Genomic DNA, 14,092 nt, shown 5'->3' on the forward strand with positions numbered 1-14,092 from the left:
CGGGGTTACGCGAGGTGGTCCGGGCCGAACGCCTGCGGCAGCATCGCGGACAGCGGCAGCAGTCCGGCCGGTGTCTCCAGGACGAGTTCGGGGCCCCCGAACTCGTACAGGAGCTGGCGGCAGCGGCCGCAGGGGACGAGGACCTCGCCCCGGCCGTCCACACAGGTGAAGTGGGTCAGCCGCCCGCCGCCTGTGTCGAGCAGCCGCGAGACCAGCCCGCACTCGGCGCACAGCCCGATCCCGTACGACGCGTTCTCGACGTTGCACCCGGTGACCGTGCGGCCGTCGTCGACCAGGGCCGCCGCGCCGACCGGGTACCGGGAGTAGGGGGCGTACGCCCGGGACATGGCGTCCCGGGCGGCCTCGCGCAGCGCGTCCCAGTCGATCTCGGGGGCGTCCGGCGCCGTGGTGGGCGTCATTTCCCTTGGCCCTTGCGGTACCTCATACCGTCAGCCTTCGGCATCCGCAGCCGTTGTGCCGCGAGGGAGAGGACCAACAGGGTCACGATGTACGGCGTGGCGCCGACGAACTCGCCGGGGACCTCGTCCGTCAGCAGGTACCAGACGAGGACCAGCGCGGCGATCGCGGCGCTGATGGACGCCTGGAGCATCGCCTTGCGGTACACCTTCCAGCCCGCGAGGACCACCAGCAGCACCACCAGGAGCAGCAGCATCGCGTGGACGACCTCGCCGCCGTTGCGCAGCTGGAGGGCGTCGGAGAAGCCGAAGAGGCCCGCGCCCATGGCGACCCCGCCGGGCCGCCAGTTGCCGAAGATCATCGCCGCGAGGCCGATGTAGCCGCGCCCGCCGGTCTGGCCCTCCAGGTAGATATGGGCGGTGACCAGGGCGAGGAAGGCGCCGCCGAGTCCGGCGAGGCCGCCGGAGATGGCGACGGCGAGGTACTTGTGCGAGTAGACGTTGACGCCGAGGGACTCCGCGGCGACCGGGTTCTCGCCGCAGGACCGCAGCCGCAGTCCGAACGGGGTCCGCCACAGCACCCACCAGCTGCCGACGAAGAGCAGCACGGCGATCAGGGTGACGACGGAGACGTTGGTGACCAGGCCGCCGAGGATGCCCGCGACGTCGGAGACCAGGAACCAGCCCTGGTCCTGGACGCTGTTCAGCCCGCTGGACAGACCCGGGACCGTGAACTCGGGCAGGGACTCGGCGGGCGGGGACTGCTTGGGGTTGCCGCCCGCGGTGAGGGCGTCGCCCCCGGCGAAGAAGATCTTCGCGAGGTACTGGGTGATACCGAGCGCCAGCAGGTTGATCGCGACACCGGAGACGATGTGGTCGACGCCGAAGGTGACGGTGGCGACGGCGTGGATGAGTCCGCCGATCACGCCGAAGCCGATACCGCACGCCAGCCCGAGCCAGGGGCTGGTCTGCCAGCCGATCCAGCCGGCGCCGAAGGTGCCGAGGATCATCATGCCTTCGAGGCCGATGTTCACGACTCCCGCGCGTTCGGCCCACAGTCCGGCGAGTCCGGCGAGCGCGATCGGCACGGCGAGCCGCAGGGCCGCGCTGATCTGGCCCTCGGAGGTGATCTGGTCGGCGCCGGTGACGACACGGACGGCGGAGATGAGGACGAGCGCGCCCGCGATGGCGAACAGGACACGGGAGAGGGTCCAGCGCTTGCGGCGCTGGCCGCGATCCGCCTTGGGCGCCGCGGGCGGCGGCGTTTCGGTCAACGTGGCAGTCATCCCGCCACCTCCTGCTTCTCGGTACGGGCGGCGGCCTGGGCGGCGAGTTCGGCGCCGACACGCTGCTGCTGACGCTTGAGGCCGTAGCGACGCACGACTTCGTAGGCGATGACCACGCACAGGACGATGACGCCCTGGATCACGCCGAGGATCTCCTTGTCGTAGCCCTGGAGCTCCAGATGGCTGGTGGTGCGCTCCAGGAAGCCCCACAGCAGGGCGCCGAGCGCGATACCGATGGGGTGGTTGCGGCCGAGCAGGGCGATGGCGATACCCGTGAAGCCGATGCCCAGCGGGAAGTCGTTGGCGAACTGGTGGCTGTCGTTGAGCAGGGTCGGCATCCCGACGAGCCCGGCGACCGCGCCCGACAGGACCATGCTGGTGACGATCATCCGCTTGACGTTGACACCGCTCGCGGCGGCGGCGGACTCGGACTGGCCGACCGCCCGCAGGTCGAAGCCGAAGCGGGTGCGGCCCAGGGTGAACCAGTAGAGGACGCCGACGAGGATCGCGATCAGCACGAAGCCCCAGACCTCACCGGCCGCGCCCGTGTCGAAGGCGAAGAACCACGAGCCCTCGGGCAGCGGCTTGGTGGAGACGAGGGTGCCCGCCTTGTCCAGCTGGCCGAGCTGCTCGGGCTGGATGAGGTAGCCGATCACGGCGGTGGCGATGGCGTTCAGCATGATGGTCGAGATGACCTCGCTGACGCCCCGGGTCACCTTGAGGATGCCCGCGATCGACGCCCACAGGGCACCGACGGCCATCGCGCAGAGGATGATCAGCGGGATCGCGAGCCAGCCGGGCGCGGTGAGCGCGCCGCCGAGCAGGGCCGCGACGAACGCGGCGAGCCGGTACTGGCCGTCGACGCCGATGTTGAACAGGTTCATCCGGAAGCCGATGGCCACGGCGATACCGGCGAGGTAGTACGTGGTCGCCTTGTTCAGGATGTAGACCTGGCTGTCGCTGGCGGAGCCGTACGTCAGCATGTCGCCGAACGCGGCGAACGGGTCCTTGCCGGTGGCGAGCAGCACCAGCGCGGTGATCACCACGGCGGCGACCAGCGCGAGGGCGGGGGCCGCGACCGCGAGGAGCACCCGCTCCTTGTCGATGCGGGAGGTCAGTTTGTTCATCGGGTGTCGTCCTCCGACTGCGTACCGTCCGCCCCGGGGGCCGCGGGGGCGGCGCCGGGGGCGGGGTCCTCGGTGTGTTCCAGATGGCCGGTGGCCGCGCCCGTCATGGCGGAGCCCAGCTCCTCGGGGGTGACCGTCGCGGGGTCGGCGTCGGCGACCAGCTTCCCCCGGTACATGACCCGCAGGGTGTCGGAGAGGCCGATGAGCTCGTCCAGGTCGGCGGAGATCAGCAGCACCGCGAGGCCCTCGCGTCGGGCGCGGCGGATCTGGTCCCAGATCTGGGCCTGCGCGCCGACGTCGACGCCCCGGGTGGGGTGCGCGGCGATGAGCAGCTTGGGCGCGTGGCTCATCTCGCGGCCGACGATCAGCTTCTGCTGGTTGCCGCCGGACAGGGAGGCCGCGGTGACGTCGATCCCGGGGGTGCGGACGTCGTACACCTCGACGATCCGCTCGGTGTCGGCGCGGGCGGCCTTGATGTCGAGGAGTCCGCCGCGGGAGTTGGGGCGCTCGGTGATGTGGCCGAGCATCCGGTTCTCCCAGAGCGGCGCTTCGAGGAGCAGTCCGTGGCGGTGGCGGTCCTCGGGGATGTAGCCGATGCCTTCCTCGCGGCGGTGCCGGGTGGGGGCGTGGGAGATGTCGGCGTCCCCGAGGGTGATCGTGCCGCTGTCGGGACGGCGGATGCCCATGATCGCCTCGACCAGCTCGGACTGGCCGTTGCCCTCGACTCCGGCGATACCGAGCACCTCACCCTGGTGGATGGTGAGGGTGATGTCGTCGAGGATGATCCGCTCGATGCCGTCGAGGTCGGTCTGGGTGAGCCGGACGGCCGCGAGGTCGAGGGTCGCGATGTCGGTGACCGTGGACTCCTCGGTCTCCGGCGAGGGCAGCTCGCTGCCCACCATCAGCTCCGCGAGCTGCTTGGATGTGGTGGTGCGGGGGTCGGCGGTGCCGACGGTGGTGCCGCGCCGGATGACGGTGATGTCGTCGGCGACCGACAGGACCTCACCGAGCTTGTGCGAGATGAAGATGACCGTGAGGCCCTCGGACTTCAGCTCCCGCAGGTTGTCGAACAGCGCGCCGACCTCCTGCGGGACGAGGACCGCGGTGGGCTCGTCCAGGATGAGGGTGCGCGCGCCGCGGTAGAGGACCTTGAGGATCTCCACCCGCTGGCGGTCCGCGACGCCGAGCTCCTCCACCAGTACGTCGGGCCGTACCCCGAGGCTGTAGGCGTCGGACAGTTCCTTGATCCGCCTGCGGGCCTTCGCGCCGATGCCGTGCAGCTTCTCGGCGCCGAGGACGATGTTCTCCAGGACCGTCAGGTTGTCGGCCAGCATGAAGTGCTGGTGGACCATCCCGATACCGCGCGCGATGGCGTCGGCCGGGGTGCTGAACGAGACCTGGTCGCCGTCGACCGTGATGGTGCCCTCGTCCGGCTTCTGCATGCCGTAGAGGATCTTCATCAGGGTGGACTTGCCGGCACCGTTCTCGCCGCAGAGGGCATGGACGGTGCCCTTGCGGACGGTGATGTCGATGTCACGATTGGCGACGACGCCGGGGAACCGCTTGGTGATTCCGCGCAGTTCGACGGCGGCGGCCTGCGGCGGTGACGGGGTGGACGCGTTGATGGCGCACTCCTCGGGGGAAGGGGCAGGCGAGGCGTGGGAGGGCGGGCGTCTGCGACGCGAGATCCCTGGATCGTCGGCGGTACGGCGACTTCAGGGAACTGTCGTCACGGCGCCGGGAGAACGTAGCGCTTCAACTCCACGCTACACGCGTAGAGTTGACACATCGTTATGGCCCGGCCGGGAGGTGATGACGCTTCCCTCCCGTGCCGAGCCGGTGGGACGGTACGGACCCGGGGGCCGGGATGCCCCGGTGGGTCCGTCCGCCGCCTGCCGGGCCCCGGGGGCCCGGCGTGGTGCTACGGGGTGGTCTTGACCTTGATGGAGCCGTCGACGATCTTCTTCTTGGCCTCGTCCAGCTTGGGCTGGATGTCCTTGAGGAAGCCACCGCTCACGGAGAGCGAGACGCCGTCGTCCTTCAGCGGGTACGTGTTGACGCCGGTCAGCGGCTTGCCGTCCTTGATCGACTTGATCAGGTCGTAGACGCCGATGTCGACGTTCTTGACGACCGAGGTCAGCACGGACTCCTTGTACTTGGCGAGACCCGGGACGTTGTACTGGTCCGAGTCGACGCCGATGCCCCAGGCGCCCTTGACGCCCGCGACGGCCTCGATCGCGCCGGTGCCGGAGGAGCCGGCCGCCGTGTAGATCACGTCGGCGCCCTTGTCGAGCTGGCCCTGCGCGGCTTCCTTGCCCTTGTCGGGGCTGGCGAAGCCGGAGGTGTCCGAGCCGCGGCTCAGGTACTGGCTCTCGACCTTGATCTTCGGGTTCGTCTCCTTGGCGCCCTGGATGAAGCCCGCCTCGAACTTCTTGATCAGCGGGATGTCCGCGCCGCCGATGAAGCCGACGTGGTCCTTCTTCGTCTTCAGCGCGGCGGCGACACCGGCCAGGTAGGAGCCCTGCTCCTCGGTGAACGTGATGCTGGAGACGTTCTTGGCGTCCACCACCGAGTCCACGATGCCGAAGGTGGTGTCCGGGTACTTCGCGGAGACCTTCGTCATCGACGCGGCGTAGGCGAAGCCGACCCCGACGATCGGGTTGTAGCCCGCGTCCGCGAGGGAGGACAGGCGCTGCTCACGGTCGGCCTCGGTGTCGGTGACCTTGGCGGTCAGCTCCTTGAGCTCCCCGCCGAACTCCTTGGTCGCCTTGTCGGCGCCACGGGCGGCCGAATCGTTGAAGGAGAAGTCGCCGCGGCCGCCGACGTCGTAGGCGAGGCCGATCTTGACGCCCTTGCCTCCACCGGAGGACGAGGAGTCGGAACCGGAGTCCTTCTTCTCGGAGGACGTGCTGCCACAGGCCGTGGCGGTGAACGTGAGCGCTGCGGACGCGAGGACCGCAGCGGAGATCTTGGCTACCCGGCGCAAGGGAGGCTCCTTCAACCTGACCGAAGCGCCACTTCCGGCGCTGGTTTCGCCGCGATCGTAACGCGCGTAGATGTCAGATAAAGGGGTCTTGGTGAGCTGTTATCGGATCGACGCGAACGCGGGGTTACCTCACGGGGTGCGGGGGGTGACGTGTGCGGGTCCTGACCTGCTTCGTCCCAGGTCAGGATGGGTTTCCTGGGGCCACTGGGGTTACGGGGTCACCCCGGGTCCCCCGCTCCCCGGCGGCTCCGGGTCCGGCGTTGCCGGGCGCGCCTTCGCTTGCGCTTCTGAGGTCTGTCCGGGTGGGCGCGCTTGTTCCTGTGCCGTCGCTCGGTGGTTTCGCGCAGTTCCCCGCAGGTCGCCTTCGCTTGCGCTTCTGAGGTCTGTCCGGGTGGGCGCGCTTGTCCCTGTGCCGTCGCTCGTGGGGTGCGCGGTTCCTCGCGCCCCTGGGTTGCTTGTGCTGGGCGCGCTTGTCCTGTGCCGTCGCTCGGTGGTTGTGCGCAGTTCCCCGCGCCCCTTTGGGGCGCCTTCTGTCGGTTCTTCGGGGCGGGGCCGGTCGGGATTCTCCGTCCTCGCTCCAACGCGCTCGGTCGGACGTTCACTGGTCCTACTGAAGAGCATCGGAGTCTGCGGGCAGAGATTCCCGCCCACCCCCTCCCGTAGCAGGGCGACTGCGCGGGGAGGGGGGTGACTCATGGCTTCCGGACCATTACCGAACTTGTCGGGGAGTCGTCGCAGGTGGTTGTCTCGCCCGCCTTGTCGTAGCCCCAGCTCTCGTACAGGGCTTGGACCCTTGGCTTCCCGGTCTCCACCAGGAGGGTGACGACTCTTGCCGGCACCGGGGCGAGCAGCGCTTCGTGGAGCTGGCGAGCACCCCCCGTACCGCGCCATTCGGGGACGACCATCAGCTCCGAGAGGGCGAACACAGGCCCGCGGAGCCCGAGTGGCCGCGCGTGCCCTTTCCACCATCCGCCGGGCTTCAGCATGGAGCCGTACGCGTAGCCGACCGGACCGCTCGCTTCCCACCCTGAAACGCACTGCCAGTTCTCACGGGACGACCACAGGTCGAGGAAGCAGGAGAAGCGCTCACGCGAGTGGAACGGGTCAGGGTTGTCGACGTACGCCGCATCGTGGAGGTCCAGCAACAGGGACCGGACGTGTTGTGCGTCGGCGTGTGTATGGCGCCTCAAATCCATCGACCGGACTCTTCAATCCATTCGGTACGCAGCCAGCTTGCGGAACCATCCTCCTCGCGCACCCGCCCGGCTGCGGGAGGGGGTGGGCGGGAATCTCTGCCCGCAGACTCCGACGCCACCAGTGGGGTCACCTTCCCGTCCCTACCGAGCGCGTTGGAGCGAGGACGGAGAATCCCGACCGGCACCGACCCGAAGAACCGGCCGGACGCGCCCCAAAGGGGCGCGGGGAACTGCGCGAAAACGAGGGCAGACCCGCACCCGGCCGACAACACCAGACAGGCAGCGCCCCGACAGGGGCGCGGGGAACTGCGCGAAACCACCGAGCGACGGCACAGGGACAAGTACGCCCAGCACACGAAACCCAGGGGCGCGAGGAACCGCGCAAAAACGACGAGCGACGGCACAGGAACAAGCGCGTCCACCCGGACGGACCTGGAACGGCGACCGGGACTACGTGTCGAGGAGGGCCGCCGCCGTGAAGAGTTCGACGCCGACGGCGATCGACGACTCGTCGACGTCGAAATCCCCCTGGTGGAGGTCCCGCACGGTCCGCTCCCCCGGCCTGCGCACGCCGAGGCGCGCCATCGCCCCCGGCACATGCTCCAGGTACCAGGAGAAGTCCTCGCCCCCGAGACTCTGCTCGGTATCCTGCACCGACGCCGCGCCGCGCCGCGCGGTCATCGCGTCCCGGAGCAGCTTGGTGACCTGGGGGTCGTTGACCACCGGCGGCACCCCGCGGACGTAGGTGATCTCCGTCTTCGCCCGGTACAGGCCCGCCACCTCGTCGATGGCCGCGTGCACCAGGTCCGGTGCCAGCCGCCACGACTGGAGGTCGAGGCACCGCACGGTCCCGGACAGCTCCGCGTGCTGCGGGATGACGTTGCACGCGTGCCCGGACTCGATCCGCCCCCAGGTCAGGGCCAGCCCGGACCGCGCGTCGACCCGCCGGGCGACCAGCGCGGGGACCTCGGTCGCCACCTTGGCCGCGGCGATGACGAGGTCGGTCGTCAGATGGGGCCGCGCGGTGTGCCCGCCGGGCCCGTCGAGGGAGATGTCCAGCCGGTCGCACGCGGAGGTGATCGGTCCGTGCCGCAGCCCGATTCGGCCCGCGTCGACCCGGGGGTCGCAGTGCACCCCGATGATCCGCCCCACCCCGTCCAGCACACCGGCGGCGATCGCGTCGGTCGCGCCGCCCGGCAGCACCTCCTCGGCGGGCTGGAAGATCAGCCGCACCGGATGCGGAAGCGTGCCCGCACGGTCCATCCCGGCCAGCACCAGCCCCGCGCCGAGCACCACGGACGTGTGCACGTCGTGCCCGCAGGCGTGGGCCCGGTCGGGCACCGTGGACCGGTAGGCGCAGCCGGTCTTCATGTCGGGGATGGGCAGCCCGTCGATGTCGGCGCGCAGCGCCAGCCTGGGCCGTACGCCGTCCCAGGTGCCGATGTCACAGATCAGTCCGGTGCCGAGCTTCAGGACCTGCGGACGCAGTCCCGCCTTCTCCAGGCGGGTCTTGATCGCGGCGGTGGTCCGGAACTCCTGGTTGCCCAGCTCGGGGTGCATATGCATGTCGCGGCGGAACGCGATGAGCTCGGCACGGAGCGCGTCGGGCAGGGTACCGGGCAGCAGCGGCATCCCGGGCCGGTCGGCGTCGGACGTGGAGTCTGTGTCAGCGGACATCAGTTGGTTCACCCTTTGAAGGGTAAAGCGACAGGGGGGTCAACTGCGCGGTGATCTATGAAAGTTCAGCCTGATTGGTGTAACGATTCCAGGATGTGGACGCATGATCTTCACTCGGGATGGGTAGGGAACGAAGTCACCCCGCACCCACCGAGCGCAGTCGGTGCACGTCACGCGCGGTGCCCGTGACCCCGCTGAGGAAGCCGTGTGCCCGGGGCGAGGCATGGTCGGTGAGCCAGGTGGGATCGATGTCACAGACGGCTATCCGTACCTCCGTACCCGCGAGGGCGAGCGGCAGCGTGTGCACGACGGTGGACGGGAAGCTGAGGATCGTCCGCCCGACGGGCCCCCGCCGGGCGATCAGCTCCAGCGGCAGATCCGGGCGGCAGACCTCCAGTCCCGTGGCCGTGGCGAGCCGGTGCAGCTTCTCGGGGCTCTCCCGCCGGTGTGCGAAGTACCGGGTGGCGCCATGGTCGCGGGCCAGCGAGCGGACCGCCGTCAGATAGCGGTCGGGGTTGACCACGCCCGTCTCCACCAGCGAGGTGCCGACGAGGTCGGCGCCCCTGGTGAGCCGGGGCGGCCCGAAGCGGGACCGGGTCCACGCGAAGTCGTTGACGGTGACCCGTACACCGTCCGGCACCGTCCCGATCGGCATCGCGGAGAACACCTCGACGGTGCTCCCGTCCGCCGGGGCCAGCCGCCGCCGGGCCAGCGCGGAGACCGGCGCGAACACCAGGTCACGGGGGCCGGGCCGGCCCCCGCGCCGGTGCCAGCGCACCAGCCGTTCCCCGCCCGCGAGCTGGGCGACGAACTCCATGGTCGCCGTGCCGTCGTCCACCACGACCAGTCCCGCCTCCCGGACCAGGGTGAGCAGCAGCTGGACGTAACGGGAGAACGGGTCGCCGATGACGATCCGCGCCGCCCCCCGGAGCAGGGGCGCCAGCGCGCCGACCGTCCGGAAGGGCGCCGTCGGTCCCCCGCGCGCCTCCTCCCAGCGCACCCGGTGGCCCTCGCCCCGCGCCAGTTCCGCCATCCGCCGCAGCTGGCCCCGGGTCATCGGGTCGCCCGGTGAGAGGACGACCAGGGTCAGCCAGGACGGGTCGTCCGCGGCACGCGGGTGCGCCCCGGCCGGGCCGGACGGGGCGGCGGGGGGCCGCCCGTCGCTGTGGTGCGCCCACTCCAGCACGTTGAGGAGCTGGACGGGGCTCTCGACGAACGCGAGGGTCTGGGTGGGGCCCACCGGCCCGACTCGGGGACTCAATTGTCGCTCCGGGCGCTGGTCGGGGGCCGTCAGACCGTGACCGGCTCGCCCGCGGCGGTGGCGATCTCCGCCTGGGCGACGACACCGGGGACCCGGCGCAGCTTGCGCATCGGGCCGAGCTCGGAGTCGTACACCTTCTTGACGCCGTCGCCGAGCGAGGACTCTATGGTGCGGATGTCGCGGACGAGCCGCGCGAGGCCCTGGGGCTCGACGGACGCGGCCTGGTCGGAGCCCCACATCGCCCGGTCGAGGGTGATGTGCCGTTCCACGAAGACGGCGCCGAGCGCGACGGCCGCGAGGGTGGTCTGGAGGCCCGTCTCATGGCCGGAGTAGCCGATGGGGACGTTGGGGAACTCCTGCTGGAGGGTGTTGATCACGCGCAGGTTCAGCTCGTCGGCCTTGGCCGGGTAGGTGGACGTGGCGTGGCAGAGCAGGATGTTGTCCGAGCCGAGCACCTCGACGGCGTGCCGGATCTGCTTGGGCGTGGACATCCCGGTGGAGAGGATCACGGTCCGCCCGGTGGCGCGCAGGGCGCGCAGCAGTTCGTCGTCGGTGAGGGACGCGGAGGCGACCTTGTGGGCGGGGAGGTCGAACCTCTCCAGGAACGCGACGGCCTCGGTGTCCCACGGGGAGGCGAACCAGTCGATGCCGCGCTTCTTGCAGTAGGCGTCGATCGTCCGGTACTCGTCCTCACCGAACTCGACGCGGTGGCGGTAGTCGATGTAGGTCATCCGGCCCCAGGGGGTGTCGCGTTCGATGTTCCACTGGTCGCGGGGGGTGCAGATCTCGGGGGTGCGCTTCTGGAACTTCACGGCGTCGCATCCGGCGTCGGCGGCGGCGTCGATGAGGGCGAGCGCGTTCTCCACGTCGCCGTTGTGGTTGATGCCGATCTCACCGGTGATGTAGACGGACCGGCCGGGGCCCGCGGTCCGGGAGCCGAGGGTGCGCAGACGGGAGGGGTTCGGGGACATGAGGGGTTCCTTTACCTTTCGGTGTGTACGTGGGTGGGTACTTGGGTCTGTACGTCGGTGGGTACGGACGGGACGGGGTGGTCGGGGGAGTCCCGGCGGCCCTGCGGGTGCCGGGGGGTGTGGGGGTCGAGGGACGGGCCGAGGAGCCAGGTGGCCAGCTCCCGGACCGCTCCGGCGCCGCCGGGCGCGGTGGTGACGGCGCGTGCGGCGCCGCGCACCACCTCGTGGGCGCTCGCGACGGCCACGGGCCAGCCGGCGACGGTGAAGCACGGGAGGTCGTTGACGTCGTTGCCCGCGTAGAGCACCCGCTGCGGGGCGATGCCCTGCTCGTCGCACCACTGCTTGAGCGCGAGGTCCTTGCGTTCGACGCCGTGCAGGACGGCGATCCCCAGCTTGCGGGCGCGTGCCGCGACGACCGGGTTGCGCTCCGAGGAGAGGATCAGCAGCGCCAGCCCGGCCTCGCGCAGGGCGGCGACACCGAGCCCGTCCCCCCGGTGGACGGAGACGAACTCCCGTCCGTCGGCGTCGATCAGCACCCGGTCGTCGGTCTGGGTGCCGTCGAAGTCGAGGACGACCGCGTCGATGTCCGCGCGGCCCGGCAGGGCGGCGGGGCGGTCCGCGTCGAGGAGCGGCGCGAGGGCGCGGGCCCGGGTGAGGTCGTGCGGGTCGTCGATCTCCAGGACCCGGGACGCGTCGGTGCGGACGAGTCGGGTGCGGCCGAAGAAGCGGTGGCGGTGCGCGCGGAAGCCGGGGGCGGTCATCGCGTAGGCGGCGCCGGTCTCCAGGAGGTCCTGGGGCCGGTCCTGGCGGCGCGGGCGGACGGACTTGTCGTGGTTGACGCCGTACCCGTCCCAGGCGGTGTCGCTGCCGCCGTCCCCGTCGCTGTCACGCCAGACGAAGCCGTGGAAGGGGGCGACGGTCACCGCGGTGTCGGCGCCCTCGTCGGTGACGGCGGCGGCGACCGCGTCCAGGTCCCCGGAGGTGAGGAAGGGGCTGGTGCACTGGACGAGCACGACCACGTCCACGGGGTGTCCGTGACGGGACTCATGGGCGTCCAGCGCGTGCAGTACCGCGGCCTCGCTGGTCGCGGTGTCGTCCGCGAGGGCGGCGGGGCGCAGGACGACCTCCGCGTCGGCCGCACGGGCGGCGGCGGCGATCGCCGGGTCGTCGGTGGAGACGACGACGTGGGTGACGCGGGGTGCCGTGCGGCAGGCGTGGACGGCCCTGGTGACCAGGGGGATACCGCCGACCGGGGCGAGGTTCTTGGCGGGGACGCCCTTGGAGCCGCCCCGCGCCGGGATCACGGCGAGGACGACCTGCGGCCTTCGCTGCGTGCGCTGCGTTCGCTGCGCGGGGGCTGTTGTCACGGTCATCGTCCGGTGCTCCTCGTCGTCCTCATATGCGTTTCCGGTGCCGGGCCCGTTTGTTCCCGTGCGGGTACTCGGTGGTGCGGCGCGGTCCCGTCCGGAGTGCGGTTCCGCAGCCGGAGAACCGGCGGCCAGGGGCGCCCCAAAGGGGCGCGGGGAACTGCGCACCCCCGGACAGCCCGCACAGGAACAAGTGCGCTCAGGTGCACAGACCTCAGGGGCGCGGGGAACTGCGCCCCCACGAACGACCCGCACAGGAACAAGTGCGCCGAGGTGTGGAACCCCGGACCCGCCAGCGAAGGCGAGGTGTGGAACCCCAGCGGCGCAAGCGAAGGCGACCCGCCGGGGGCTCACAGTTCCCCCATGCGACGGATCGCGGGCGCGACCCGCTGCACCCCGTGCCGGTAGGCACCCCGCGCGGCGCGCCGGACGACCCGCCGGACCGGCCCGGCGGACCCCGGGGACACCCGCGCCGCGCCGGGCAGCACCGCCCCGTCCACCGCGAGGTGGTACCGCCGCAGCACCCCGGGCAGATACCCGGGCGCGGTCGCGGCCGTGTAATAGGGCGCGATCCCCCCGGGCCCCGCCCCGCCCCCCAGCCGCGCGATCCGCTCCCGCGCCGCGTCGTACGCCGCCTCGTACGAGCCGTCCGCCGCGACCCCCTGCCGTGCCACCCAACCGGGGTCCGCGACGGGCACCGCCCCCGCGTCGAGCGCGTCCCACGACATCAGGCAGCCGGACCCCACGAAGTGGTGGTTGCCCAGCGCCTCACGCACCCCGAGATCCGTGAGCACCGCCGTCGGCACCCGCCGGTGCAACGCTTCGAGCGCCGCCGTGGAACTCACCGTGACCAGCAGGTCAGCGCCGTCCAGCACCTCGCCCATGTGCCCGTACACCAGCCGCAGGTTGGGCGGCAGCCGCAGCGGTCGCGCGAGCTTCTGGTACGGGGTCTCCTCGATGTGCGTGGTGTGTTCACCGGGGCGCGAGCGCAGCTTCAGCAGCACCTCGCGGTCCGGGTGGCGCCGGGCGTGCCGGACCAGCCGTTCCAGGAGGTACGCGCGGCCGGCCCGGTCACCCGGTACGGAGGGCTGCGCGGCGAACACCACCCGGTAGGGGTCGGCCGCCCGGTACGGTTCGCCGCCGAGGAACGGCAGCGCGACCTCGACCACCCCGGAGGCGTCCGCGCCGACGCCCTCGTACACCGCGCGGAACCGTTCCGCGTCCTGACGGGAGTTGGCGAGGACGAGATCGGCGCCGTGCCGCAGCAGGAGTCCGTCGGCCAGCTTCTCGTAGACCACCCCGACATAGCCGGTGACGACGACCGGGCGGCGTCCGGCGCCGCGCCAGGTGTGCGCGAGTCCGTGCAGCATCGCCTGGACCCCGCCGCCGACGAGCGCGAGGAGCACCACGTCGTACCGTTCCTCGGCCATCGTCCGCAGGAACCCCGCGGTGGTGACCTCGGTGAGGGAGTCCGCGGGGACGCCCACCTCCTGGAGCTGACGGGCCGTGGGCGTGGCGCGGCCCCGCAGCAGGAAGCCGTCGAGCCGGCCCCCGGGGACGAGGCGGCCCGCGGTGAGGGCGCCCCATTTCCATCGGGTGTCGGAATCGGCGAGTACGGCGACCCGCGGGGACTTCGGAGTACGTGAAGGCACATCGCAGACGCTAGGAAGCAATTCCGATGCGCGGCCCAACCGGAACGCAACAAAGGGTTAACAGCACACCGCCGAACGGGGAATCGGCCGCCGGGAAGCACAGGAACGCGTCCGGTTCACCGTTCCGCCGCGCGTCGTTCACCTGGTATCCGT

General features: G+C 71.3%; 11 protein-coding genes. All 11 read right to left on the reverse strand.

Annotated elements, in window-relative coordinates; translation table 11 throughout:
- Nucleotides 1–5: 5 nt before the first annotated feature.
- Complete coding sequence (locus OG711_RS15215; RefSeq protein WP_073784089.1) at nucleotides 6–419, reverse strand: cytidine deaminase; 414 nt, start codon at nucleotides 417–419, stop codon at nucleotides 6–8.
- Nucleotides 416–1,702, reverse strand: a complete 1,287-nt coding sequence (locus OG711_RS15220) for an ABC transporter permease (RefSeq protein WP_073784087.1) — start codon at nucleotides 1,700–1,702, stop codon at nucleotides 416–418. Before OG711_RS15220 ends, OG711_RS15215 begins: the two co-directional genes overlap by 4 nt.
- Nucleotides 1,699–2,829 (reverse strand): ABC transporter permease, encoded by a 1,131-nt coding sequence (locus OG711_RS15225; RefSeq protein ID WP_329559500.1) that lies wholly within the window; start codon nucleotides 2,827–2,829, stop codon nucleotides 1,699–1,701. The genes OG711_RS15220 and OG711_RS15225 overlap by 4 nt, the downstream gene beginning before the upstream one ends.
- Nucleotides 2,826–4,454, reverse strand: coding sequence for an ABC transporter ATP-binding protein (locus OG711_RS15230; protein ID WP_245876676.1), 1,629 nt, complete (start codon nucleotides 4,452–4,454; stop codon nucleotides 2,826–2,828). The genes OG711_RS15225 and OG711_RS15230 overlap by 4 nt, the downstream gene beginning before the upstream one ends.
- A gap of 296 nt (nucleotides 4,455–4,750) precedes the next feature.
- Nucleotides 4,751–5,815 carry a BMP family lipoprotein gene (locus tag OG711_RS15235; RefSeq protein WP_329559501.1) on the reverse strand — a complete coding sequence of 355 codons (1,065 nt, stop codon included), beginning with the start codon at nucleotides 5,813–5,815 and terminating at the stop codon, nucleotides 4,751–4,753.
- A 692-nt stretch (nucleotides 5,816–6,507) separates the two neighbouring features.
- The gene (locus OG711_RS15240) at nucleotides 6,508–7,011 is read right to left on the reverse strand and encodes a GNAT family N-acetyltransferase (protein WP_329559502.1); all 504 of its coding nucleotides are present in this window, start codon (nucleotides 7,009–7,011) and stop codon (nucleotides 6,508–6,510) included.
- 450 nt (nucleotides 7,012–7,461) lie between these two features.
- A complete protein-coding gene (locus tag OG711_RS15245; protein WP_099285203.1) occupies nucleotides 7,462–8,688 on the reverse strand; it encodes an amidohydrolase in 1,227 nt (408 codons plus the stop codon).
- Between the two features lie 136 nt (nucleotides 8,689–8,824).
- Complete coding sequence (locus tag OG711_RS15250) at nucleotides 8,825–9,949, reverse strand: hypothetical protein (RefSeq protein WP_329559503.1); 1,125 nt, start codon at nucleotides 9,947–9,949, stop codon at nucleotides 8,825–8,827.
- A gap of 29 nt (nucleotides 9,950–9,978) precedes the next feature.
- Nucleotides 9,979–10,920 carry an N-acetylneuraminate synthase family protein gene (locus tag OG711_RS15255; protein WP_266508677.1) on the reverse strand — a complete coding sequence of 314 codons (942 nt, stop codon included), beginning with the start codon at nucleotides 10,918–10,920 and terminating at the stop codon, nucleotides 9,979–9,981.
- A gap of 11 nt (nucleotides 10,921–10,931) precedes the next feature.
- Entirely contained in the window at nucleotides 10,932–12,293 is a 1,362-nt protein-coding gene (locus OG711_RS15260) for an acylneuraminate cytidylyltransferase (RefSeq protein WP_329559504.1), read from the reverse strand.
- A gap of 344 nt (nucleotides 12,294–12,637) precedes the next feature.
- Nucleotides 12,638–13,939, reverse strand: a complete 1,302-nt coding sequence (locus OG711_RS15265) for a DUF6716 putative glycosyltransferase (protein WP_329559505.1) — start codon at nucleotides 13,937–13,939, stop codon at nucleotides 12,638–12,640.
- Nucleotides 13,940–14,092 lie beyond the last annotated feature (153 nt).

Origin of the sequence: Streptomyces uncialis (genome assembly GCF_036250755.1) — a bacterium.
Classification (GTDB): domain Bacteria; phylum Actinomycetota; class Actinomycetes; order Streptomycetales; family Streptomycetaceae; genus Streptomyces; species Streptomyces uncialis.

What these genes read in the sequence shown, in the direction of transcription:
- OG711_RS15215 (WP_073784089.1), bottom strand. Translation starts at nt 419, where the DNA reads ATGACGCCCACCACGGCGCCGGACGCCCCCGAGATCGACTGGGACGCG.
- OG711_RS15220 (WP_073784087.1), bottom strand. Translation starts at nt 1,702, where the DNA reads ATGACTGCCACGTTGACCGAAACGCCGCCGCCCGCGGCGCCCAAGGCG.
- OG711_RS15225 (WP_329559500.1), bottom strand. Translation starts at nt 2,829, where the DNA reads ATGAACAAACTGACCTCCCGCATCGACAAGGAGCGGGTGCTCCTCGCG.
- OG711_RS15240 (WP_329559502.1), bottom strand. Translation starts at nt 7,011, where the DNA reads ATGGATTTGAGGCGCCATACACACGCCGACGCACAACACGTCCGGTCC.
- OG711_RS15245 (WP_099285203.1), bottom strand. Translation starts at nt 8,688, where the DNA reads ATGTCCGCTGACACAGACTCCACGTCCGACGCCGACCGGCCCGGGATG.
- OG711_RS15255 (WP_266508677.1), bottom strand. Translation starts at nt 10,920, where the DNA reads ATGTCCCCGAACCCCTCCCGTCTGCGCACCCTCGGCTCCCGGACCGCG.
- OG711_RS15260 (WP_329559504.1), bottom strand. Translation starts at nt 12,293, where the DNA reads ATGACCGTGACAACAGCCCCCGCGCAGCGAACGCAGCGCACGCAGCGA.